This is a genomic window from Pectobacterium aroidearum (assembly GCF_041228105.1).
Taxonomy (GTDB): Bacteria; Pseudomonadota; Gammaproteobacteria; order Enterobacterales; family Enterobacteriaceae; genus Pectobacterium; species Pectobacterium aroidearum.
This window is the reverse complement of the sequence record NZ_CP166097.1, coordinates 3,097,250-3,120,747: the sequence shown is the minus strand read 5'-3', so window position 1 is coordinate 3,120,747 and position 23,498 is coordinate 3,097,250. Positions and strand designations below refer to the sequence as shown.

General features: G+C 49.7%; 19 protein-coding genes. 10 read left to right on the top strand and 9 right to left on the bottom strand.

Translation table 11 applies throughout. The annotated features are described in order from the left end of the window. Positions 1 to 37: 37 nt before the first annotated feature. From AB8809_RS14245 to AB8809_RS14230, 4 genes are all read right to left on the bottom strand, one after another. Entirely contained in the window at positions 38 to 1,870 is a 1,833-nt protein-coding gene (locus AB8809_RS14245) for an ABC transporter ATP-binding protein (protein WP_349856385.1), read from the bottom strand. A 141-nt stretch (positions 1,871 to 2,011) separates the two neighbouring features. Next, positions 2,012 to 3,820, bottom strand: coding sequence for a glycosyltransferase (locus AB8809_RS14240; protein WP_349856384.1), 1,809 nt, complete (start codon positions 3,818 to 3,820; stop codon positions 2,012 to 2,014). An 82-nt stretch (positions 3,821 to 3,902) separates the two neighbouring features. Next, a complete protein-coding gene (locus tag AB8809_RS14235; protein WP_349856383.1) occupies positions 3,903 to 5,750 on the bottom strand; it encodes a glycosyltransferase in 1,848 nt (615 codons plus the stop codon). Positions 5,751 to 5,951: 201 nt separating this feature from the next. Further along, positions 5,952 to 7,784, bottom strand: coding sequence for a glycosyltransferase (locus AB8809_RS14230; protein WP_349856382.1), 1,833 nt, complete (start codon positions 7,782 to 7,784; stop codon positions 5,952 to 5,954). A gap of 699 nt (positions 7,785 to 8,483) precedes the next feature. Between AB8809_RS14230 and AB8809_RS14225 the strand changes: the two genes are divergently transcribed. Continuing rightward, positions 8,484 to 9,650: a PQQ-dependent sugar dehydrogenase gene (locus AB8809_RS14225; protein WP_182099587.1), complete on the top strand. Its 1,167-nt coding sequence runs from the start codon at positions 8,484 to 8,486 to the stop codon at positions 9,648 to 9,650. A 31-nt stretch (positions 9,651 to 9,681) separates the two neighbouring features. Here the strand turns inward: AB8809_RS14225 and AB8809_RS14220 are convergent, their stop codons facing one another. Further along, positions 9,682 to 10,299 (bottom strand): glutathione S-transferase, encoded by a 618-nt coding sequence (locus AB8809_RS14220; protein ID WP_349856381.1) that lies wholly within the window; start codon positions 10,297 to 10,299, stop codon positions 9,682 to 9,684. Between the two features lie 144 nt (positions 10,300 to 10,443). Here AB8809_RS14220 and AB8809_RS14215 point away from each other — a divergent pair, with 144 nt between their 5' ends. The 4 genes from AB8809_RS14215 to AB8809_RS14200 all read left to right on the top strand — a co-directional run bounded on the left by AB8809_RS14215 (position 10,444) and on the right by AB8809_RS14200 (position 14,533). Beyond that, on the top strand, positions 10,444 to 11,289 hold the full coding sequence (locus AB8809_RS14215; RefSeq protein ID WP_015839939.1) for a MetQ/NlpA family ABC transporter substrate-binding protein: 846 nt from the start codon (positions 10,444 to 10,446) through the stop codon (positions 11,287 to 11,289). Between the two features lie 82 nt (positions 11,290 to 11,371). After that, the gene (locus AB8809_RS14210; RefSeq protein ID WP_194430071.1) at positions 11,372 to 12,388 is read left to right on the top strand and encodes a methionine ABC transporter ATP-binding protein; all 1,017 of its coding nucleotides are present in this window, start codon (positions 11,372 to 11,374) and stop codon (positions 12,386 to 12,388) included. Beyond that, positions 12,381 to 13,040, top strand: coding sequence for a methionine ABC transporter permease (locus AB8809_RS14205; RefSeq protein ID WP_180777004.1), 660 nt, complete (start codon positions 12,381 to 12,383; stop codon positions 13,038 to 13,040). Before AB8809_RS14210 ends, AB8809_RS14205 begins: the two co-directional genes overlap by 8 nt. 287 nt (positions 13,041 to 13,327) lie before the next feature. Next, a complete protein-coding gene (locus AB8809_RS14200; protein ID WP_336711527.1) occupies positions 13,328 to 14,533 on the top strand; it encodes a serine hydrolase in 1,206 nt (401 codons plus the stop codon). Here AB8809_RS14200 and deoR read toward each other — a convergent pair. From deoR to AB8809_RS14185, 3 genes are all read right to left on the bottom strand, one after another. Beyond that, positions 14,530 to 15,303 (bottom strand): DNA-binding transcriptional repressor DeoR, encoded by a 774-nt coding sequence (gene deoR, locus AB8809_RS14195; protein WP_349856379.1) that lies wholly within the window; start codon positions 15,301 to 15,303, stop codon positions 14,530 to 14,532. The genes AB8809_RS14200 and deoR overlap by 4 nt on opposite strands. A gap of 31 nt (positions 15,304 to 15,334) precedes the next feature. Then, complete coding sequence (gene deoC / locus AB8809_RS14190; protein WP_349856377.1) at positions 15,335 to 16,003, bottom strand: deoxyribose-phosphate aldolase; 669 nt, start codon at positions 16,001 to 16,003, stop codon at positions 15,335 to 15,337. A 338-nt stretch (positions 16,004 to 16,341) separates the two neighbouring features. Next, a complete protein-coding gene (locus tag AB8809_RS14185; RefSeq protein ID WP_015839945.1) occupies positions 16,342 to 18,030 on the bottom strand; it encodes an aspartate:alanine antiporter in 1,689 nt (562 codons plus the stop codon). Between the two features lie 380 nt (positions 18,031 to 18,410). On the opposite strand from AB8809_RS14185, the gene AB8809_RS14180 reads away from it, so the two are divergent. After that, on the top strand, positions 18,411 to 18,782 hold the full coding sequence (locus AB8809_RS14180; RefSeq protein ID WP_015839946.1) for an inner membrane protein YbjM: 372 nt from the start codon (positions 18,411 to 18,413) through the stop codon (positions 18,780 to 18,782). A 70-nt stretch (positions 18,783 to 18,852) separates the two neighbouring features. Here the strand turns inward: AB8809_RS14180 and AB8809_RS14175 are convergent, their stop codons facing one another. Continuing rightward, positions 18,853 to 19,119 carry a GrxA family glutaredoxin gene (locus tag AB8809_RS14175; RefSeq protein ID WP_010277298.1) on the bottom strand — a complete coding sequence of 89 codons (267 nt, stop codon included), beginning with the start codon at positions 19,117 to 19,119 and terminating at the stop codon, positions 18,853 to 18,855. Positions 19,120 to 19,426: 307 nt separating this feature from the next. Here AB8809_RS14175 and nfsA point away from each other — a divergent pair, with 307 nt between their 5' ends. The 4 genes from nfsA (at position 19,427) to potF (ending at position 23,303) form a co-directional block, all read left to right on the top strand. Continuing rightward, complete coding sequence (gene nfsA / locus AB8809_RS14170; protein WP_180777001.1) at positions 19,427 to 20,146, top strand: oxygen-insensitive NADPH nitroreductase; 720 nt, start codon at positions 19,427 to 19,429, stop codon at positions 20,144 to 20,146. 16 nt (positions 20,147 to 20,162) lie between these two features. Beyond that, positions 20,163 to 21,074 (top strand): 30S ribosomal protein S6--L-glutamate ligase, encoded by a 912-nt coding sequence (rimK, locus tag AB8809_RS14165; RefSeq protein ID WP_015839948.1) that lies wholly within the window; start codon positions 20,163 to 20,165, stop codon positions 21,072 to 21,074. A 267-nt stretch (positions 21,075 to 21,341) separates the two neighbouring features. Continuing rightward, the gene (locus AB8809_RS14160; RefSeq protein WP_015839949.1) at positions 21,342 to 21,821 is read left to right on the top strand and encodes a YbjN domain-containing protein; all 480 of its coding nucleotides are present in this window, start codon (positions 21,342 to 21,344) and stop codon (positions 21,819 to 21,821) included. Positions 21,822 to 22,193: 372 nt separating this feature from the next. Further along, positions 22,194 to 23,303: a spermidine/putrescine ABC transporter substrate-binding protein PotF gene (gene potF / locus AB8809_RS14155; protein WP_010277286.1), complete on the top strand. Its 1,110-nt coding sequence runs from the start codon at positions 22,194 to 22,196 to the stop codon at positions 23,301 to 23,303. The last annotated feature ends 195 nt before the right edge of the window (positions 23,304 to 23,498 follow it).

Here is a 23,498-nt window from a genome sequence, read left to right as displayed (position 1 = left end):
TAGTGGCCATGCCTTCCGGTTGTGCTTTACGCCAGATCTAGCTTATCCCGACGAACCCATCCGTTTGATGCCGCCACAAACGGGCATATACCCCCTCTTGTGCCAATAAATCTCTATGGTTTCCTACTTCGACAATTCTTCCCTGTTGCATTACCACCAGACGATCCATTTTGGCAATGGTCGATAGTCGGTGGGCGATAGCGATAACGGTTTTTCCCTTCATTAAAATATCCAGATTATCCTGAATAGCGGCCTCGGCTTCCGAGTCCAGTGCTGACGTTGCCTCATCCATAATCAAAATAGGAGCGTCTTTCAGTAAAACGCGTGCGATGGCAATACGTTGACGCTGGCCTCCCGATAATTTGATACCTCGTTCTCCTACATGTGCATCTAGTCCTGAACGGCCTTGAGAATCGGCGATTTGCATGATGAATTCATCTGCTTGTGCATTCCTCAGCGCTTGCATCAACTCTTTATCAGTGGCGTTGTATTTACCGTACAGCAGGTTATCGCGTATCGAGCGGTGCAGCAGCGAGGTATCTTGTGTAATCATCCCGATTTGCTCCCGCAAACTTTCTTGTGTCACGTCGGCAATATTCTGGCTATCGATGAGGATACTTCCACTTTGCAGGTCATAAAGGCGAAGAAGCAATCCGACCAACGTTGACTTTCCTGCTCCAGAAGGCCCGACGAGACCGATTTTTTCCCCAGGCCTGATGCAAAAATTTAATCCTTCAATGATGTGATGTGAGGTGTTGTAACAAAAACTAACCTGATCAAAAGTGATGGTGCCATGTTGTACCTTCAAGGCAGGCGCATTTAATTTATCGGTAATACTGATCGGCTGAGAAATCGTCTTCATGCCTTCTTGTACGATGCCAAGGCTTTCGAAGATGCTATTCACCACCCACATGATCCACCCTGACATATTGGTGATACGAATCACCAAACTTGTCACTATCGCGATTGCGCCAGCGCTTAGTAACGAATGCGTCCAGAGCCATAGCGCAAAACCGATACTACCGACGATCAGCTGACTGTTCAGCATGATGATTGTCAGGTCCATGCTGGTGAGTACACGGTTGGCCATCTGCATTTTATGCGTATGCTCTGTTATAGCGTCCCTAACGTAGCGTGCTTCAAGCATGGTATGAGAAAACAACTTCAAAGTGAAAATGTTGGTATAGCCATCAACGATACGACCAATGAGTTTTGAGTTAGCCTCTGTTGATTCAATGGATCGTGCTTTCACCCGTGGCACGAAATAGCGTAGACAGCTGATGTATAGCACCACCCAGATAATAAGTATTACCATTAAACGCCAGTCCATTTCTGAAAGCACGAACAGCGTACTTAATACATAAATCAGCACATGCCAAATGGCCGATACAGCCTGAACAACAGAGTCACGTAAGGCATTCCCTGTTTGCATAATGCGGTGTGTGATACGTCCGGCAAAATCACTTTGAAAGAAATTCAGGCTCTGCTTGAGTACGGTATTGTAGTGCTGCCACCGAATCATGCTTGTCATGCAAGGGTTAATTGATTGATTAGTGAGTAAATTTCGTAATCCAAGGAAGAAGGGCTGAATGATGAGCGTAAGGGCTGCCATCCAGAGAAGTTCATTACCATGTTCACTGAAGAAGCTGTTACTGGGGGTAATGCGGATGAGATCGATGATACGGCCTAAATAACTGAGTATAACCACGTCAATGAGCGCAGTAATCCCCCCTACGACTAACAGCGCAGTGAAACTTGGCCAGACCTGATATAGATAGTGAAAATAAAATGATCGCAATCTATTTGGTGGTATATCTGCTGGTGCATCGCGAAATATAGTAATCAGTTGCTCAAATCGACGATAAAGCATATCTAACCCCTTGTATATTCTTCCCTGAAGAAAGCGGCCTGTTCTGCTATTCCATCCAGAACATACTCAGCCGCATTTAGCGATAACCCGTGAAGGTTTATATTTATGCTCAATCTGGTAGACCGTGCTTAGAGCCGGGTCCTAGAGGGAGAGAAAAATATCTTTTCCGACAATTCGCACGGCATGGTCATAAAAACGAGACCAAAGTGCCGTCCCTTGACCTAAATAGGCCAGGTGCCACGGCTTGGGCGTGCTGACAAAATGGACGATAGCCGCGTTTTCATACATAGCGCTCATTGGTCGACCTGGAGGCATATAGCAGTTATATTTTCCATCCAGTGTCAGATAGAGACCACGAATCGCTTTGTTCAATGCGCACTGATCTTGAAAAATAAGGACGCTATCTGTGTCTTCACTGTAGGCAATCGCAGCTTCTATTGCGGGTAATGTAGCTGGGTGATGGAAATCCAATAGCATCACGCCAGAGTTAAAATAGCGGCCATTAGGGATACCATGCAGTGTGACCGCATGGTCAACCAGAGGACCCACCTGGTCATGGCACGCAGCCAACGGAAATTCTTCCATATTCATATACAACAGTGGCAGCGGTGAAGATTGGATAACTACATCGGAATCAAGATATAGGGCCCGTGCTACACCACATTGGGATAGATAACGGCTGGCATAAAGTCGAGCGTATGCCATGGTGCTCAGCATATCTCCCATGGAATTAAACCCGTAGTGTGCCCGGCTCTGATCAAGTTGCATTTGCAACGTTGAGACTACCCGTAGCGTCAAAGACGGAAATTCACTGTTGATGCTGCTGGCGAGTTGTCCCCATAGACCATGTGCTTCCGGCAACACGAAAATATAGATGTCAGGTAAATTTTCGCTACGCTCGATGGTGATTGCCAGCGAGATGAGGGCGACGATAGCCGGAGCCGTGTACGCCGTATCGGCACAGAAGAAAATGGCATTTTCAGAAACGGGATGGGGTGGTGAGAGAGAAACGCCAAGCGGATAGTATGCAGTCAAGCTTGTGCTTTCGGTTTCATCCCCCTTGTCGTCCTCACGCTGAATGCGTCGTTGTGTAGCATCTAACGTTATTAGCGCGGTGCGTAAGCGGATCAGATCAGGTGAGGTAAACCAGCCGTGCAGCTGCTCTATAGCGCGTATCAGCCTGATGGTTTCTCCAGTCTGGGTCGCAACCAGCAAAATACGCTTAGCGGCCTCCTGATAAGAAAAATCGAGGTTAAACCATGCTTCGAGCAAAGGTATAACATCGTTGTAACGCGCTAAACTGATCAAGCACTGGATGGCGCAATGAATAAGGTTAGCCGATAGCGTTTCAAGTGGGCCAAGGTCGGCCAACCATGCCAGCCCTGCTTCTGGATTGCCTATAGTGCACTCATAGCGGGTACGAAGCGCTACGAGTGCTTCCGACATCTTATAATCTCGAGCGGGAATGCTCTCGAGCTGCTGGCGAAGTTCCTCAAAACGCCGGCCTTTAAGTAGGTACTTTAAGTGAAGCATGCGGGTATTTGGATGCTGGCCAGCAAACTCTGATAAATGTGAAATGATGGCATTAGCTTCTTCTAATTGTCCGGCATCGAGCAGGCGGTTTGTGGTGCCGACAAGGCTGTAGTAGTGACTGGAGGAGTAGGCGACGGGTGTGCGCTGAAAAAGCCTGGCTACCCCACTGTCAGCACCATACTGCAGGCAGATTTCCACATAGCGGGTAGCCAGAATACCTGATGAAAGCGGCATTTGTTGCTGTAGTGCAAACATCACCTCGTCAGTATCATGCTGGTTGAGAAGTGTTTTGAATATCTCAGCATGAATATCGCCACGCAGTGTGCTATTGGCAAGAGAAGATGCTGCCACCATTGATTGTCTCTCTGGCTGCGGTGTATGGTTTGAAAGTACTAAGTTCCGATCTTGTTTAGGCATATCTGCGTTCCTTGCGTTGTTGGTTTTCCAAAATCGATACCAAACACATGATTCATTGGCAGCGGTCAATATCTGCTCATCGTCATGCCACCTTGCTTATGGCGTAAAAAATACCCTCGCCGATCACCTGTATTGCATGATGTTTGTAGTCGGCCCAAAGTGTTGCTCCTCTCCCGCTGTAGTTAAGATCCCAGGGTTTCGGCGTGCTGATAAAATGCATGATCGCGGCATCCTCGTCTTGAGGATGGGCAGAATCGTCAGGAACAATGAACCAGTTAAATTTTTCATCCAAATCCAGATACAGCCCCTGAATGGCTTTGTTCAGCGCACATTGATCTAGATAGAGCAGCTTGTTGTCGAGTTGCTCGCTATAAGCGATGGCCGTATTTAGCGTTGATTGCGTTGCCGGATGCTGGAAATCAAGCAGCAAAATACCAGAGTTAAAATAGCGGCCGTTGGGAATACCGTGCAGCTTAATCGCGCGGCTGATTCTTGGGTGTGCACGTTCAGTACGTGCTGCGAGGGGATACCCTCCCATGTCCATATGTAGCAAACCAAGTGGTGAACGGCGGATAACAACATCGGAGTCTAAATACAGTGCGCGTGTAATACCAAGTCCTTGCAAATAGCGGCTTGCGTAAAGCCGGGCGTACGCGGTGATGCTCAGCATTTTTCCGTAGTTTTGAAACCCGTAGTGCGCTCGGCTTTCATCGAGATCCATCTGTAATGTCGATACAATTTTTACTGTCAGAGGAAATTTTTTGGCAAAACAATGTGCGATCTGGCTCCAGATTTCATGCGTTTCAGGCAGAACAAACATATAAATGTCGGGGGGAGGATTAGCCTGTGCAATCGACATTGCCAACGAGGTTAGCGCTACCAGCGCTGGAACGTTATATGCGGTATCAGCACATAAGAAAATAGCGTGTCTTTGCCTTGGGGTCGTCATGGATATCATGCCGTTGGCGTAGGGGAAGTCGAGCTCTCTGATGCTCTGCTTTTCATCAACAGAAGTCACTTTTGCATGAGCAGAATGGCGTGCTTCAATTGTTTGGAGTAATGCGGTACGCAGGTGTAACAGGTCGAGCGAAGTGAACCAGCCATGTGATGCCTCGATAGCCCGCACGAGCCTCAAGGTGCCACTGCTTTTTGACGCGGTATTCAGCACCAGTTCCGCGTGATCCTTAAAAGAGAAATCGAGGCTGATCCACACCTCAAGTAAAGCTAAGGCATCTTCAAATTTGCCGAGTTCGTTCAGACATTGTGCCGCTGACCACATGAGATCGACAGGTAGCGTGTTGCGAGGGCCGAACTCGTCCAGCCATGTGAGCCCGGCATCGGGTCTTCCTGTAATACACTCGTATCGAACACGCAGCATAAGAAGTTCCGCATTGATCCGATAATCCCGTAACGGAATATGGGCAAATTGTTTGTGCAACTCGTCGAACTGTGCAGCCTTAAACAGGAATTTTAAACGGAGAATCCTAATCTCTGCAGTCGGCCCCGTGAACTTACATAAGTGTGCAATGACCGATTCGGCGTCGGACATCAGACCTGCATTGATGAGACGAGTTGCGACACCGATCAGCGCGTGATAACAGCTATGCACGTATGCCATTTGCACGCTCTTTAGCAAGCGGGCGACACCTTGATCGGCACCATAACGGAGGCATAGTTGTAGGTAACCGGTTGTCAACGTAACCGGAGAAACACCTGCATTATTCTGTTGCAGCGCAGCAAACGCGATGCTGGCGTCGTGCAGATTAAGTAATATTCTGCCTATCTCAGTACCGAAATAGGCATCGGTTATGGCACTGCTAGCCGTAGGCCCGGCCATTCGGTTAGCCGGTAAATGATCTGAAACAAAGGGCGGTACAACGGGCCCTCCGGTATGATGTGAGGAAACAAAATCCTTTTCTTGTGCCGCCATCTCTGCACTCCTTAATTTGCGGATATCGTGAATTGGTACAGCCGCCTCATGAAATGACGGCCAGCGCTATCCGCGCGCAGTTGTATTACCTGTATCGTTAATCAGGTGAAATCACGATGGGATTTCACCTATTGCGTCGATAGAATATTTGAAGCGCTCTGGTGTTCCTGAATGTTTATTTTTATTAAAAGTTCTCACCTTTCATGAGGGACAAACCGGGCTAGAACAAAAAATTTCATCGCCGATTATGCGTATTGCGTGGCGTTGGTATTCACCCCATATCGTGAGTCCCTGGCCAGCGTAGCCCGCTTGCCAGGGCTTAGGGGTTTCAATGAAGTGCATAATGACGGTGTTGTCCTCTATCACTTGTGTAGCGCTACTTGGTGGTATGAACCTGTTGTAGCGCTCATCCAGTGCCAGATAAAGCCCGGAAATGGCTTTATTCAACGCGCATTGATCGAGAAAAAGTAACGGGCTATTTCCTTGTTTGCTATACGTAATTGCAGTGTTGATGGTAGAGATCATGGCGGGATGTGTCAGATCAAACAGTATCACTCCAGCATTAAAATAACGTTCATTGGCGATCCGATGTAGCCGGATAGCGCGCTTTATCAACGGAGTATTTCGGTCAGTACGCGCAGCCAATGGGAACCCCTGCATATCCTCATAGAGCAGGGATAAGGGCGAATGCAGGATCACAATATCAGAGTCGAGATAAAGCGCACGGGTCACGCCGATATAGTGTAAATAGCGGCTCGCGTAGAATCGCGTGTAGGTGGTTGTGCTCAATGTCTCACCGACGTTATAGAAACCAAATTGCGCACGGACTTCATCCAGATCCATCTGTAAGGTCGAAACAATTCGTAGCGTTATAATTGGAAATGCTGACGTGAATCGCTCGGCAATACGTTCCCAAAGCGGGCGAATTTCAGGCGGAACAAAAATATAGATGTCGGGGAGATTATTGGCACCACCTATCGACATCGCCAGCGATGTTAATGCCACAACGGCTGGAAGACTAAAGTCGGCGTCAGTACAGAAAAATATGGCATATTCAGAGAGAGGCTTCGTTGGCTGTAGCGCGGCATCTCCGCATGTCGGGCCGTTGACTGTTGGAGAGGTCCCGCTAATTTGAACGGGGTGTGGAGGGGAATAAGCCTGAAGCAGCGTCGTGCGTAAGCGGACCAAATCAGGGCAGGTAAACCAGCCATGGAGGCGTTCGATAGCCAGCACCAATCTGGGGGTTTCCCCCGTTTTTTCTGCCACCCGCAGTACGCGCTTGGTATCTCTTCGATAAGAGAAATCAAGGCTAAACCACGCCTCCAGTAAGGGGACCGCCTCCTCGTACCGTTCTAGTGTCGTCATGCAGTCCACCGCCCACTGGAGTAAGCGGGGAGGAAGTGTGTCGAGAGGTGCTAATGCGATTAACCATTCCAGGCCAGCAGATGGGTTCCCCATGACACAGTCATATTTGACTCGAAGTGCAATCAGTTCGTCAGAGGTTTGGTAATCCCTTAATGGGATGTCTTTAAACATCTCGCTTAGCTCATCAAGTTGTTCGAGGGCAAACAGGTATTTTAAGCGCAAAATACGTTGAGCTGGATGCCGACTAGCGAACTCTGATAAGTGCAAAATAATCGTATTAGCCTCGTTCATGAAACTGTTGTTAATCAAACGTGTTGCGACATTAACAAGATTATGATGAGTGCTTCGGTTGTAGCGCATTCTGATCTTTTGAAACAGGTTGGCCACACCGCGATCGGCACCGTACATCAGGCAGAGTTGTAAATAGTGGGCTGACACATGAGCTAAAGTCAGTTCTGGCATTCTCTGCCGTATTATTTCAATCACTTCCTTTGCATCATGTCTATTGAGCAATGTTTTAAATACTTCCGAGTGAATATCCTGAATTGGTTGTGTAATGGAATAAAATTCTTTTACAGGGTGAATAGCTGGTTCTATTCTAATATGTTCTGTGGGATGTGGTAATAAACTATCGTGTGGAATAAGTAAATCTTGGCCTTTTTGATCCATATATGCACTCCTTGCTATTAGGATTTTGATGTGACGTACGTCACAGACTCGTCAAGTTAATGAACGACTTACAATTTACCATTATTAATGGATGTGTTTTTAATGCTTGTTAAAATAGATTTTTCTGGATCAAGCAGTCAAAGCATTAAGCATTGCGTGTGATGCTTGAGTTATGCTGAATGTAATTTATAAGGTATTGATTTTTTATCAAATTAATCTTTAAGGTGTTGGGTTGTATGGTGATGAGGTGTTTTATTTCCTTTGTTGAATCTATTAATAGTGGTGTGTTTTTTTATTATTGTTTTTAATTTAAGAACAACCATTGTATAAATGGCTTGTTGTGTTTTTTTGATGTTTAATTATGTGGGTTTGATTTATTGATTTTTATATGAATACGAAAAAATCGTATCTTATGCTAATGTTTGTTGCAAATGAATATTTCAACAACCGCATTTTATGCACATTTCTGAGTGTTGGCATGTTTTTAATTGAATTAGAAATGGTTTCTATATTTCACACAATATTAGGATCTGGATTCTAAATAATTATAATTTTAGAAAGATGGTAAAGAGAAAAATAGAAGCGTGTAGATATGAGGTCAAAAGTTTCCACTCACTGGCTTGTCGTAACTTTTTTTTTTTGCACAAACATCGCATGCCGCCTAAATTTACAGGACTTTTGTTGGATGGAGACAACGCTATGTCCTATTGCCCCATGCCTCGCAATTCTGCTTCACACACCCGGTTACGACGATTTTCTGCTGCGCCTCATTGGCTGCTGCTTAGCGTGACGCTGCTGTTTTCCAGCCAGCTAGTAGCGGCGGAACCGAAGGTGACGGAATTGCAGGATAAGCTGGACCACCCGTGGTCATTAGCGTTTTTACCGGAGAATCAGGGGATTCTGATTACAGAACGTGCCGGGCATTTACGCTTGTGGAAAGCGGGGAGCGCGCTGTCTGCGCCGATCGCTGGCGTCCCGAAGGTTTTCGCTAAATCACAAGGTGGATTACTGGAAGTCGCGCTATCACCAGATTTTGCGCAGAATCGGCGCATCTACCTGAGCTTTGCCGAAGAGGGGAGCGATGGTAAAGCGGGAACCGCTGTCGGCTATGGCACACTCTCCGAGGATAATAAACGGTTAGAGAATTTTACGGTCTTCTTCCGGCAGGAACCGAAGCTGTCGACGGGTAACCACTTCGGCGGCAAGCTGGCTTTTGATCGACAAGGGCACCTGTTTATCGCGCTGGGTGAAAACAACGAGCGTCCGACCGCACAGGATCTGGATAAACTACAGGGCAAGATTGTTCGCCTGACGGCGGAGGGTAAAGTACCGTCCGATAACCCGTTTGTGAACACGCCTAACGCGCGGCCGGAAATCTGGTCCTACGGACACCGTAATCCACAAGGATTGGCGATTAACCCGTGGTCTGGCGTGCTGTGGGAAAATGAACACGGCCCGAAAGGCGGCGATGAAATCAACATCCCTAAAGCGGGAGCAAATTACGGCTGGCCGATTGCGACACACGGCATTAACTATTCCGGGTTGAAGATTCCAGAAGCGAAAGGAAAAGAGATCGAAGGGATGGCGAACCCTGATTTCTATTGGGAGAAATCACCGGGCATCAGCGGCATGGCCTTTTATAACAGCGATCGTTTCCCACAATGGAAAAACTCAGTGTTTATCGGTGCGCTGGCAGAGAAGAACCTGATTCGTCTGACGCTTGATGGCGACAAAGTCGCTTCACAAGAGCGCTTGCTGAGCGATCGCGGTGAACGTATTCGTGAGGTAAGGCTGGGGCCTGATGGCTACCTCTATTTACTGACCGATCATGACAATGGCAAATTACTGAAAGTCGGACTGGAGTAAGAAATCAGGCACCTTGCGGTGCCTGCTTCACTTAAGACAGCGGAATCATGACGTGCTTCTGATAAGCCGAACGTTCGGTGAGTTGCTGATACCAGCGCCCCAGATGCGGATGCGACTGCTGCTTAATCGGCATATTCAGCCAGCCGTAGACAATACAACCGAGTGGAATATCGCCAACACCAAACTGTTCGCCGGATAGCCACGGCTGATTAGCCAGAACGGTATCGACAATATCGAACAGGCGTTCGCATTCGGCGATGCCCTTCTGTACTAAGGCCATATCGCGTTTTTCCGGCGCGACGCGCACCATATTAATGAACACCGGTCCGAAGGAGACGGCGAGGGCGCTTGCCCAGTCCATCCATTTTTCAGCACTGGCGCGTTTGCCTGCATCCGCGAGATACAGCGAATCCTGCCCATACTGCGCCGCCAGATAACGTACGATGGTGTTGGATTCCCACAGCACCAGATCGCCGTCTCGCAAACAGGGGATGAGGCCATTCGGGTTCATCGCCAGATAATCGGCTTCATGGTTAAGACCGAATTGTCCACCCGCCGCAATATGCTGATAAGGCAGCGCCAGTTCTTCTGCACACCACAGGACCTTCTTTACGTTGGTCGAGTTATCACGACCCCAAATCGTTATCATACTTGCCCCTCTTTCTTCGTGAAGCCTGCCCCGGTTATCCGCAGCAGTTGATGAGAAATAATGATATGCCTTTTTAGTCTTTATGATTTAACTTGTCATTCTTAATAATGACAGCAAGTTACATTCAGACAGGAAAGTTACACAATGAAATTGACGCATTCTGTTCGCGCCGCTCTGGGCATCACACTGCTTGCTGCTGGTATGCAACTGGCGATGGCCAGCAGCGATCCACAGACGATCACATTTGGCGTGGCGCCAGGGCCGTATGGCGATATGGTGAATCTGGCGATCAAACCTGAGCTGGTGAAGAAAGGCTACAAGGTCGTCGTGCGCGAATTCAGCGATTACGTTCAGCCCAATCTGGCGTTGGCTAATGGCAGCATCGATGCCAACCTTTTCCAGCATACGCTGTATCTGGAAAAATTCGCCGCTGATAAAGGGCTAAAAATTTCCCCGTTGATTACCGTACCGACGGCCAGCATGGGCTTCTACTCGAAGAAAATCAAATCGCTGGATGAACTGAAGAAAGGGGATGTCGTCACGCTCTCTAACGACGCCACCAATCTGGCGCGCGGCCTGCGCTTCTTACAATCGATGGGGCTGATTACGATTAAGGCGGATATCGATCCGACCAAAGCTTCGGAAAAGGATATTCTTGAAAACCCGCGCGGGTTGGTCTTCAAACCGATGGAGGCGGCGCAACTGCCTCGCACGCTGGATAGCGTGACGGCCTCGCTGGTGAACGGTAACTTCGCGCTGGCGTCCGGTCTGAAACTGTCATCGGCTATCAAGCTGGAAACGCTGGATGAGAACCTGAAGAACATTATTGCCGTACGCACCGACGATCTCGATAAGCCCTTTGTTAAAGATACCAAAGCGATTGTGGAAGGACCTGCGTATGCCGCAGTGATCAACGATCCGGCATTGATGTATAGCCAGTTCCAAAAGCCGGAGTGGATGCAGGCGAAAACGCCAGCGCCCGCACAGTAAGCGTCAGGCTTGCACAGCATACTATTTGGCCGGTCTCTGACCGGCTTTCTTCTTTTCCGCTCAGGCCAGGAGTTTGCGGATAATGATTCAGTTAGAAGGGGTAAGCGTTGACTTCTCTCATGGGAAGCAGCCAGAAAACCGCGCGGTAGACAACGTGTCGCTGCACATCCAGCGCGGAGAGGTTTACGGTATTGTCGGCACCAGCGGCGCGGGAAAAAGCACGCTGTTGCGGACCATCAATCTCTTACAGCGTCCGACGTCAGGTCGTGTGCTCGTCAACGGTGTGCTCATCAGCGAACTGTCAGGGCAGCTTCTGCGAGAGCAGCGGCAAAAAATCGGCATGATCTTTCAGCATTTCAACCTGATGCAGACGCGCACGGTGGCGGAAAACGTGGCGTTTAGCCTGAAAGCCGCCGGGAAATCCAACGCGGATATCGCAGCGCGCGTGCCGGAAATTCTGAATCTGGTGGGGCTGGCGGATAAAGCATCATCTTATCCGGCACAGCTCAGCGGCGGACAGAAACAACGCGTAGGTATTGCCCGAGCGATTGCTAACGATCCCGAAGTGTTGCTGTGCGATGAACCAACGTCGGCGCTCGATCTGGAAACCTCTGCCGCCATTTTGGCATTGCTGAAAGAGATTAACGACAAGCTGGGTATCACCATCGTGCTGATTTCTCATGAGATGAGCGTGATTAAAGCCGTCTGCGATCGGGTCGCGGTAATGACGGGCGGTCGGGTGGTGGAAGAAGGCGATGTTTTCGATATCTTCGCGACGCCGCAGCATGCATTTACCCGCCAGTTGGTTTCCCACACGCTCGATTTGGCACTGCCGCCGCGTTTGCTGAAGGATTTGCAGGGCACACTATTAAAGATTCTATTCGTCGGCGAATCGGCGGAGCAACCCGTGCTGTCGGATGTCGCGACACGTTTTGGTGTGTCCGTCAACATCCTGCACGGCAAGATCGAATACATCGGCAATCGTGCGCTAGGCATTCTCGTGGCGCTATTGACGCATCCATCCGACCCCGCAAAAGTGGCGGAAGCGGTGGAACATATTCAGGTAAGAACGGCGAACGTGGAGGTGCTGCATGGCTGATTTATGGATCGATCTGGTCGCGGCATTCGGCGAAACATTCCAGATGGTAGGGATTTCAACGCTGCTTGCCGTCATCGGTGGTTTGCCACTGGGGCTGCTGATTTACGTCACGGACAGGAATCTGTTCTGGCAAAACCGCGCCGTCTATCTGTTTGGCACTGTGCTGGTGAATATTATTCGCTCTATTCCCTTCGTTATTCTGCTGGTCTTGCTGCTACCGCTGACGCAGTTTCTCTTGGGGAATACAATTGGACCTGTGGCGGCGGCGGTGCCGATGTCAGTGGCTGCGATCGCGTTCTATGCGCGGCTGGTGGATAGTGCGCTGCGTGAAATCGATCCCGGTATCGTGGAGGCGGCTGAAGCATTTGGAGCCAGCCCGATGCGTATTATCGGCACGGTGTTACTGCCAGAGGCGAAAGCTGGATTATTGCGCGGCCTGACGATTACGCTGGTGAGCCTCATCGGATATTCAGCGATGGCGGGCATCGTCGGTGGCGGCGGCGTGGGGGATCTGGCGATCCGCTTTGGCTATTACCGCTATGAAACCGAGGTGATGGTGATCACCGTTGTTGCATTGGTCATTCTGGTGCAGGTGGTACAAACACTGGGCGACTGGTTGTCAAAGCGTGCAGATAAGCGCGAACGCCGCTAAGGGTTTTCATGTATCGGCACGAGGGAGGAGGTTACACTGCCATGTTCCTCGTGCCATCCGTTATTTCCTCTGATTGTTCGATTGCTTGCATTTTCAGATATTCCTTATTTCCCCTAAGTCCTTTTTTTATCAGCATTTTTTTAGAAGCTTTCATTTCTTTGACTATCTTTACAGAGGGAACGGTTTTCATCCCAGAGATGACGCGTTACCTTTATATGTTACTAAAGTTTTCAAAACATATTGAAAATTAAGAATTTTTAACGACTGATGGACATTGCGGCGAACTCATGAAAACAACCCCTTTCCTGACCAGACTCACGTCTTTCTCTGTAGGTGCGGTATTGCTTGTTGGTGTGGTGCCATTCACCTATGCGGAACAGATGCCTGCGGTGCCGCAAATCGACGCCAAAGCCTTTATCCTGATGGATTACCACAGCGGTAAGGTGTTGGCGGAAAGCAATGCCGATGAGCGTCTTGATCCTGCCAGCCTGACAAAAATCATGGCAAGCTATGTCATTGGACAGGCGATTAAATCCGGTAAAATTAGTCCGACTGATGAAGTGACCGTCGGAAAGGATGCCTGGGCAACTGGCAACCCAGCGCTACGTGGTTCGTCACTGATGTTTCTTAAACCGGGTGACCGTATCCCCGTTTCTGAGTTAAATAAAGGGATTGTCATTCAGTCTGGTAACGATGCCAGCATTGCGCTGGCGGATTACGTCGCAGGCAGTCAGGATGCGTTTGTCAGCCTGATGAATAATTATGTGAAGGCGCTTAACCTGACGAATACGCATTTCCTTACTGTGCACGGGCTTGATGCCACAGGGCAGTACAGCACCGCACGTGATATGGCTCTGCTAGGTCAGGCGTTGATTCGCGACGTGCCGGAAGAGTATGCGCTGCACAAGGAAAAAGAATTCACCTTCAATAACATCCGCCAGCCTAACCGCAACCGTCTGCTGTGGAGCACTAACCTGAATGTGGACGGTGTGAAAACTGGCCACACCAACGGCGCGGGACACAATCTGGTCGCCTCGGCAACTGAAGGCAATATGCGTCTGATTTCCGTGGTGCTGGGGGCGCAAACGGATGCCATTCGCTTCCGTGAAAGTGAAAAGCTGCTTACCTGGGGCTTCCGCTTTTTTGAAACGGTAACACCTATCAAGGCGGATGCACCGTTTACCACGCAGCGGGTCTGGTTTGGTACCGAGAAAGAAGCGCGACTTGGCGTCGCACAGGACGCCGCGCTGACTATCCCGAAAGGGCAGATGAAGAACCTGAAAGCCAGCTTTACGCTCAATCAACCACAGCTTTCCGCACCGCTAACCAAGAATCAGGTTGTCGGCACTATCGATTTTCAACTGGATGGCAAAAGCATCGGGCAGCGCGAACTGGTGGCGATGGATGATATCCCCGAGGCCGGTTTCTTTAGCCGCCTCTGGGATACGGTGATGATGAAGGTTCAGCAGTGGTTCGGCGGACTATTCGGTTAATCCCCTGGGTGGATTAACTGGATGCCGTTGTTGGAAAAGTAACGTAAGTAGGTTTCGCCCGGTGCGCTGTCGGAAATGACCGTATCAAACAGCGTTATCGGGCCGATACAGGCGCGCTTGATCTGGCCGAACTTGCTGCTGTCCGCCACAATAATGATTCGTTGGGCGGTCGCCATTGCGCGTTGTTTCATGCCCAATTCGGCAAAGTTAAAGCAGGTAGCACCTGCGTTAAGTTCGATACCCGCCGCAGAGATAAACGCTTTATTCGGGCACACGTTGTCCAGTTCGCTGCGCTGGTTGAGCGGAGTGAAAATTGCGTTATCGGGATGATATTCCCCGCCGCACAAAATCACTCTGCACGCCTTTTTGTCTTGTAGCGCCAGGAAGGTATTGAGCGAATAACAAATCGCGGTAAAGGGCAGCTCATCAGGAATGGCATCAATGATGAAGGGGATGGTGGTGCCGCAGTCAAAAAAAACGGTATCGTTTGCCTCTACGAGAGGCGCAGCCGCCGCACCGATAGCCTGCTTTTCTCTTACGTGCTTGTTCTGCTGGTCGGAGACAAAGTAGTTCGTGACACCGTTATTTTTCAGGTCGCTCACGACGTAGCCGCCGAGCAGCATAACGCTGGTGGAATCGGCATTGAGATCGCGGCGCACGGTCATCTCGGACACGCCGAGTAGCTGTGCGGCGTCCTTAAGATGGAGTTTATCGGTTTTCTTTAATGCCTGAGCCAGTCTGCCGATTCGTTCGTCGCGCCGCGTTTCCATAAAATTCCCAGCTCGTAAGCTATTTTTGTTGTTAGTAGTTTCCTGCTGCGGCAGCTTCACCTGAAACGATAGCAACGCCAGAGCTGGTGCCGATACGCGTGGCGCCAGCTTCAATCATGCGTTGTGCCGTTTGGCGATCGCGAACCGCGCCGGATGCTTTGACACCCATTTCGTTGCCGACGGTGTTACGCATCAGTCGAACGTGTTCTTCGCGTGCGCCGCCGGTGCTGAAACCAGTAGACGTTTTGACGAACGCGACATCCAACTGACGACACATTTCACACACCAGGACAATCTGTTCGTCGTCAAGCAGACAGGTTTCCAATATTACCTTCAACGGTATAGCGGCGCAAACCTCACGCACGGCCTGAATATCCGCCTGAACGGCGGCAATTTTCCCGCTTTTCAACCAGCCGACATTAATCACCATGTCGATCTCCTGAGCACCGGCATCAATCGCCGCTTTGGCTTCAAAAGCCTTACTGGCAGTCAGGCCTGCTCCGAGAGGAAAACCGATAACAGAGCATACCCGCACGTCCGTGCCTTTCAGCTTTTCGGCGACTAAGGGAACGTAACCTGAATTCACACAAACGGCATAAAAACGGTGTGCTACCGCTTCATCACACAGCGTGATGATTTGCTGTTCGGTGGCATTGGCGGCCAGCAGTGTGTGGTCGATATAGCGTGCGTAGTCAGTCATGGTAAATCCTCGGTGGTATCGATAAAAAATCAGATGGTGCGATTATGACACTCAATGATTGAAATGTCACAAAAATAACAAAAAAATTATTATTTGTTATTTTAATAACAAAAATGAAGCGAGAGATGATTATCCGTGCACGGGGAGAGGGAAAGATAGATGGGGTTACATCGGGTAAAACAGAAAAGAAAACGCCCATCGTTCTTGAACCTGAAAGGCGGGAACGATGGGCTCCTCAATAAGGGGAATCAAAGAAAAGCAGTGGCACTTATTCAGACTTTAGGGAAAAGAAAAAGTTCTCGCTTTTCTGGAAAATATTGACGATTTTTTACATTTTTTCAGCCGGGTAATTCAGGCCAGATAATCACGATAAGTGAACCCGCTAATGTCAGCAGCACGTTGGCGATCGCATAGGTGCCCGCATAGCCGAGGGCAGGGATGTTACTGCGAGCCGTATCGCTGATAATGTCCATCGCAGGAGCACAGGTTCGTGCGCCCATCATCGCGCCAAACAGCAGTGCTCGGTTCATTTTCAGAACATAGGCGCCGAACAGGAAACAAATCACCACCGGCACCAGACTGACAATAAGCCCGGAGGCCAGCATCTGGATACCGACTTCACCCAGGCTACTGTTGATGGTGCTGCCTGCACTCAGCCCAACGCCAGCCATAAAGACCATCAGGCCAAATTCTTTGACCATGTTGAGTGCGCCTTGCGGAATATAGCCGAAGGTCGGGTGGTTGGCGCGCAGGAACCCCAGCATGATACCGGCGAACAGCAACCCGGCTGCGTTACCGATACCAAAAGTGAAGTTGCTAAATTGGATGGTGATCAGTCCGACCATGATACCGATAACGAAAAAAGCGCAGAAAGCCAGTAGATCGGTGACCTGGCTGTGAATAGAAATGAACCCGATTCTGTCAGCAATGCTTTTTACTCGGCGGGCGTCGCCGCTGACCTGCAAGACATCTCCTTTATTCAGCACGACGCTATCATCAATCGGCATTTCGATCTGGCTGCGGACAATACGGTTTAGAAAACAGCCGTGATCGGTCAGCTTCAATTGGCTAAGGCGTTTGCCGACGGCATTGTGATTCTTGACGACGATCTCTTCGGTGACAATACGCATGTCCAGCAAATCGCGATCGAAAACTTCCTTACCGTCGCGGAAATTGGAGTTCAGGCGGGAGTGCGAATCTGGATAGCCGACCAGCGCGATTTCATCGCCAATTTGTAAAACGGCATCGCCGTCAGGACTGGCCAGAATGCCGTTGCGTCGGATGCGTTCGATGTAGCAGCCGGTCTGACGATAGATTCCCAACTCGCGCAAATTCTTGCCCGCTGCCCAGTCAACCAGTTCCGGTCCGACGCGATAGGCGCGAATCACTGGCAGATAGACTTTTCTCTGGCTGTCTGCGTCTAGCCCGCGCTCGCGTGCAATCTGCTGCGCGCTGGTGGGGAGATCCTGATGCTGAAGTTTGGGTAGATAGCGTGCGCCAAAAATGAGGCTGACCAGCCCGACCAGATAGGTCAGTGCATAGCCCAGGCTCAGGTGGTCTTGCTCAATACCGAGCTGGCTGCCCATACTGGCGGTGTTGCGCAGCGTGTCGCCAGCGCCGACCAGCACTGGTGTGGATGTCATGGAACCCGCCAGCATCCCGGCCGTCAGGCCAATTCCCCAGCCAAAGAATTTACCTAAACCCAGCGCGAGTAGCATTGCGCTACCGACCATCACTAGCGCCAGCATGAAATAATTTTTTCCGTCGCGGAAGAAAATAGAAAAGAAATTGGGTCCGGCTTCCACTCCCACGCAAAAAATAAATAACATAAAACCGAGGCTCAGCGCTTCGGTATTAATCGAAAAATGTTGTTGGCCAAGTAATAAAGAAACCACTAAAACGCCAATAGAATTACCGAGTTGTACTGGCCCGAGGCGTAATTTCCCCAGACAGAGTCCTAATGAAAGAACCACGAATAAAAGCAGAATGTAATTCCCATTTAACAAATTAGCGACGTTTATATTCATGGAATGTAACTTGTTGTTTACCAGTAAGTTCTTGATGTTATTCATTATAGCGGCTAGATTTAGCCATGAAATGCATGAATTCCCGTGACGGTATCAATACACGTCAGCTGAAAGGAATCAGCCTCGTTCAGTATAATTTATCCGATAAAATTGTTCAGTGTAATTATTGTTTAATTTAATGATTGTGGTGTCGCCGGTGAAGGAATGCGGCGGGTTATTCTCTCTTTCTGCGGATAACCTGCGCGTCGAATAAATCGTAGCGAAGCCTCATGTTTTTCATATCGGGGAATAGAGAAACCCATCATTTTTACCATACCGCACCATGTGTTTTCGGTATCTGGTTGATGCAGGTTGGGAGGCATATTGAAAGGGGGCGATTTATGGCAAAAAATAAAGGTTGGGTCGGCGCGACCTGCTGTTTTCTTTTGTTCACCGTGGTATTTCTGAGCCAAAAGATTGAGGCATCGGATGTTGTGGTGAATGACGGGCTGCGTGGTAGTCCGGGGATGTTGCTTTTTCTGCTGCCCGGCATGGTGGCCTGTTTTCTTTCCGCACGCGGCCGCTTGCTTTACCCGTTGTTTGGCGCACTGGCGGCGATGCCCGTATGCTTACTGGTGCTTCATCTGTGGAATACGCCGATGCGATCTTTCTGGCAAGAGCTGGCCTATGTGATGAGCGCGGTCTTTTGGTGTGTGCTGGGCGCGTTGGGCGTGCTGTGTTTACGTAGCCTTTATCGACGCTATCTTCGTTGAGCGGATCTTATTCCGAGTTCATAAAAAAAGCGCGGACTATTGCCGCGCTATTGTTCTGCCAGTTCGATGATTATGACTGGAACAGGGCCAGATGTTCTTTGGCGTAGGCTTCAAAATCGGTGCAGCCGCCGATGTGTTTTTCGTCCAGGAAAATCTGCGGCACGGTTTCAACCGGCTTTCCTACCGTCTTGGACAAATCTTCTTTCGAGATACCTTCTGCATGGATGTCTACATAGCGGAAGCTGAAGTCATCACGTTGCTCGGCCAATTTCTCTGCCAGTTCTTTCGCACGTACACAATAAGGGCAAGCGGGGCGCCCGAAAATTACAGCGAACATGTAAACTCCTTTGTAAAATTAGAAAATGTTCTCATTCTTGAAACGTATAGCGTGACGCCTGTTGCAGACAAGGTCACGGCTAAAAGTGTTACGGTTAATGAGGTTACTGCGAATCGCGTTACTATACCGAAATTTATCAATACTATGCCCGCATTCATTGATGAAAAAAAGTAGTCATTACCTGTTACAACGATTTGCTACGCCGATTAGACTGTGGGGGAATGCAGACTCCGCCTGAGCTACGATATACTCCCGCCATACTTCAAGCTGCATGTGAGATGTACTTTACCGACTGAAGGATGCCCGTGTGACACCGACTATTGATTTGCTACAGCGCCACCGTTCTATTCGCGCGTTTACGTCTCAGCCAGTAACGGATGAGCAACGCCACGCCATTATTACCTCCGCACAAAGCGCGTCCAGTTCCAGTTTTTTACAATGCAGCTCTATTATTCGTATTACCGATCCTGCCGTGCGCGAAACGCTGGTTCACTATACCGGCGAACAAGGCTATGTAGCGCAGGCGGCAGAATTTTGGGTCTTTTGTGCCGATTTCCACCGCCATGTAGCGATCTTCCCACAGGCAGAAACCGGGCTGGCCGAGCAGTTGCTGATTGGCTGTGTCGATACCGCGCTCATGGCGCAGAATGCGCTGGTCGCCGCAGAGTCGCTGGGATTAGGTGGGGTATTTATCGGTGGAATCCGCAACCGAATCGCCGATGTCACGCAGTTGCTGCAATTGCCAACGCTGGTTATACCATTGTTTGGCCTGTGCCTGGGGCATCCGGATGCAGAACCGATGCTGAAACCGCGTATGCCAACCGCTATGCTGCTGCATGAGAATGTCTATCAACCGCTCGACCACGATGTGCTGGCGCAATACGATCGGCAAATGGTGGAATATTATCTGCAACGTACCGGTAGTCGCCGCGAAAGCTGGAGTGAGCACGTCGAACGGACGCTGAAAAAAGAGTTGCGTCCATTCATGCTGGACTACTTACATCAACAAGGATGGGCGATACGTTAGTATCTGTAGGATATTTATGAAGATAGCCATTCTGTCTCGTGATGGGGCGTTATATTCCTGCAAACGTCTGCGTGAAGCGGCTGAGGCGCGTAAGCACAGCGTTGAGATCATTGATCCGCTTTCCTGCTACATGAATATCAATTCAGCGGCGCCGTCGGTGCATTATCGTGGGCGTCGGTTGGATAAATATGACGCGGTCATTCCGCGTATCGGTTCACAGATCACGTTTTACGGCACGGCGGTATTACGCCAGTTTGAAATGCTGGGAAGCTACCCGCTGAATAATTCTGTGGCGGTAATCCGTGCCCGCGACAAACTGCATTCACTACAGCTACTTGCCCGTGAAGGCATTGATCTGCCGATTACCGGTTTTGCTCACTCGCCGGATGATACCGGTGACCTGATCGCGATGGTAGGCGGTGCGCCGCTAGTCGTAAAACTAGTGGAAGGCACGCAGGGGATTGGAGTGGTGTTGGCTGAGACGCGTCAGGCGGCAGAAAGCGTGATTGATGCCTTTCGCGGGCTGAATGCGCATATTTTGGTGCAGGAATACGTACGTGAAGCGCAGGGTAAAGATATTCGCTGTCTTGTTATCGGCAACCGTGTGGTGGCGGCGATTGAACGGCAGGCAAAAGCGGGGGAGTTCCGTTCAAACCTGCATCGCGGCGGCTCGGCGAATAACGTGAAAATTACGGCGCAGGAGCGTGCTATCGCCATCAAGGCGACGAAAACGCTGGGGCTGAATGTCGCAGGCGTTGATATTTTGCGTGCCGACCGGGGGCCGCTGGTGATGGAAGTCAACGCTTCGCCGGGGCTGGAAGGGATTGAAACGACGACTGGGTTTGATATTGCTGGCATGATGATTGAGTTTATTGAGCAAAATACTCAGAGGCGCTTCGCAACATCGGCAAGCATAAGTAAAAGTTAGCTTTCTGAAACAGGGGCAGCGCCGTAAAATACGACGTTCCCGATTGAGGGGGCATTGTGCCACGGCGCTATCCAGTACGTTGCCGTATACCAGAACGAGGAAAGCGGGGACGACGCGCTTTTATCATGGCATCGTCGCGCAATATTCCGTAAGCTATGTGCCGTTTTTAATGATGTTTCTGTTTTACGTTTTAACATCGCTCCGATATGAGCGGTGCTTTCTTTTCAACAACGCTGTTTTTACGGCGACAGGTATGAGGCAAACATAATGGATTCACTCATCGTCCCGGATTTGGCTATGCTACGGCGGTGGCTGGATCAACTGAATATTCTGTATTTTGAATGTGATTCCTGTCAGGCGCTCCATCTTCCTCATATGCAAAATTTTGATGGCGTGTTCGATGCGAAAGTTGATCTGGTAGATAACGTGATCCTGTTTTCCGCACTTGCCGAAGTGAAACCCAGCGCGTTGATCCCTCTGGTCGGCGATCTGAGCCAAATCAACGCCAGCTCGTTGACCGTCAAAGCGTTTATCGATGTGCAGGACGATAATCTGCCGAAGCTGATTGTCTGCCAGTCATTCAGCGTTGCTGCCGGCATGACGTTGGAACAGTTCCGCCATTTCATGCAGCAGTCTGAAGAACAGATCTCAATGGTGATCCTCGAAGCTGGTGCTAATAATCTGCTGTTTATTGGCGAGGAAGAAGAGGGCTCTGCTGTCAGAGTCACAACCTCACATCTGCATTGATACGGTTGCTGCCAAAGGCAGCAATTGGTTTTACTTATTTTCCTCTCGCCGACACTTATTCTGGCTATTTCGCATTATTGCCAGATATTTCTCTTTGTTTGCGGCTAAACACCTTCATCACATCGATAAAATGTGAATAAATAATCGTTAAAACCCATTTTTTACGTTCAAGTATGGTGCATAGGATGTTGTGGGGTTATGCTTTATTCCTGTAAGACACGGACAGCTGAATCAGGGCTATGTCTGTGTTTGAGCGAATAAAAATCGGTGCATACTCATTCACCGATTGGATAGCGCGGCAGGACATATTTTGTATCGGAACGATACAGGCTCATTTCCATGAATCACCCCCTTATATGGAGGAAGGAACGGATGTTCACCCAACGTAAAAAATGGCTATCGGGTGTTGTTACCGGCTTGCTGATGGCCGCGTCCGTCACCGCATCTGCGGAAGAGAAAACGCTGCATGTTTATAACTGGTCCGACTATATCGCGCCGGACACGTTAGCCAATTTCCAGAAAGAAACCGGCATTAAAGTCGTCTATGACGTGTTTGATTCCAACGAAGTGTTGGAAGGTAAGCTCATGGCGGGCAGCACGGGTTTTGATCTGGTGGTGCCTTCTGCCAGCTTCCTGGAGCGCCAGCTCTCTGCGGGAGTTTTTCAGCCATTAGACAAGAGCAAGTTACCGAATTACAAAAATCTGGATCCTGAGCTGATGAAGCTGATTGCGCAGCACGATCCAGAGAATAAATATGCCCTGCCTTACCTGTGGGCGACCACGGGCATCGGCTATAACGTTGAGAAAGTCAAAGCAGCGCTAGGGGCTGACGCGCCGGTTGACAGCTGGGATCTGGTACTGAAACCAGAGAACCTGGAAAAACTGAAAAGCTGCGGCGTCTCCTTCCTGGATGCACCGGAAGAGATCTTTGCGACCGTGTTGAACTATCAGGGTAAAGATCCGAACAGCACCAAGCCGGGGGATTACACCACGTCTGCGACCGACCTGCTGCTGAAACTGCGTCCGAGCATTCGCTACTTCCATTCATCGCAGTACATCAACGATCTGGCAAACGGCGATATCTGCGTCGCAGTCGGCTGGGCGGGCGATATCCTGCAGGCAGGAAACCGTGCGAAAGAAGCGAAGAACGGGGTGAATATCCAATACAGCATTCCGAAAGAAGGCGCGTTGGCATTCTTTGATGTTCTCGCTATTCCAAAAGATGCTAAAAATCTGGATGAAGCCTATGCGTTTCTGGATTACCTGATGAAGCCGGAAGTGATGGCGGGAATCAGTAACCATGTGTATTACGCGAGCGGTAATCTGGCATCCTTGCCGTTGGTGAACGCAGAAATTCGTAATAACCCGGGCGTTTATCCGCCGGCGGATGTGCGTGCCAAACTGTTTACGCTTAAGGTGCAATCTCCTCAGATTGACCGCACGCGTACACGTGCATGGACTAAGGTTAAGAGCGGCAAATAGCCTTTTAGCTTTGAATAGTTACCCAAGCGCTTGATGGTGGCTGGTTTCAGCAATCAAAGAATGGATGGGTATGAAATGTGGCAAACAGGCGGATGAACCGCCTGTTTGCGCTCTATATTGTGTCACATCGCTGAATGCAAAAAACGCCGAATGGCGGCATCTGCGGTGTGGCTTGTTCTGCTTTTGCCGGAGAGC

Coding starts and splice junctions, on each gene's coding strand:
- AB8809_RS14245 (WP_349856385.1), bottom strand. CDS start 1,870: ATGCTTTATCGTCGATTTGAGCAACTGATTACTATATTTCGCGATGCA.
- AB8809_RS14240 (WP_349856384.1), bottom strand. CDS start 3,820: ATGCCTAAACAAGATCGGAACTTAGTACTTTCAAACCATACACCGCAG.
- AB8809_RS14235 (WP_349856383.1), bottom strand. CDS start 5,750: ATGGCGGCACAAGAAAAGGATTTTGTTTCCTCACATCATACCGGAGGG.
- AB8809_RS14230 (WP_349856382.1), bottom strand. CDS start 7,784: ATGGATCAAAAAGGCCAAGATTTACTTATTCCACACGATAGTTTATTA.
- AB8809_RS14225 (WP_182099587.1), top strand. CDS start 8,484: ATGTCCTATTGCCCCATGCCTCGCAATTCTGCTTCACACACCCGGTTA.
- AB8809_RS14220 (WP_349856381.1), bottom strand. CDS start 10,299: ATGATAACGATTTGGGGTCGTGATAACTCGACCAACGTAAAGAAGGTC.
- AB8809_RS14215 (WP_015839939.1), top strand. CDS start 10,444: ATGAAATTGACGCATTCTGTTCGCGCCGCTCTGGGCATCACACTGCTT.
- AB8809_RS14210 (WP_194430071.1), top strand. CDS start 11,372: ATGATTCAGTTAGAAGGGGTAAGCGTTGACTTCTCTCATGGGAAGCAG.
- AB8809_RS14205 (WP_180777004.1), top strand. CDS start 12,381: ATGGCTGATTTATGGATCGATCTGGTCGCGGCATTCGGCGAAACATTC.
- AB8809_RS14200 (WP_336711527.1), top strand. CDS start 13,328: ATGAAAACAACCCCTTTCCTGACCAGACTCACGTCTTTCTCTGTAGGT.
- deoR (WP_349856379.1), bottom strand. CDS start 15,303: ATGGAAACGCGGCGCGACGAACGAATCGGCAGACTGGCTCAGGCATTA.
- deoC (WP_349856377.1), bottom strand. CDS start 16,003: ATGACTGACTACGCACGCTATATCGACCACACACTGCTGGCCGCCAAT.
- AB8809_RS14185 (WP_015839945.1), bottom strand. CDS start 18,030: ATGAATATAAACGTCGCTAATTTGTTAAATGGGAATTACATTCTGCTT.
- AB8809_RS14180 (WP_015839946.1), top strand. CDS start 18,411: ATGGCAAAAAATAAAGGTTGGGTCGGCGCGACCTGCTGTTTTCTTTTG.
- AB8809_RS14175 (WP_010277298.1), bottom strand. CDS start 19,119: ATGTTCGCTGTAATTTTCGGGCGCCCCGCTTGCCCTTATTGTGTACGT.
- rimK (WP_015839948.1), top strand. CDS start 20,163: ATGAAGATAGCCATTCTGTCTCGTGATGGGGCGTTATATTCCTGCAAA.
- AB8809_RS14160 (WP_015839949.1), top strand. CDS start 21,342: ATGGATTCACTCATCGTCCCGGATTTGGCTATGCTACGGCGGTGGCTG.
- potF (WP_010277286.1), top strand. CDS start 22,194: ATGTTCACCCAACGTAAAAAATGGCTATCGGGTGTTGTTACCGGCTTG.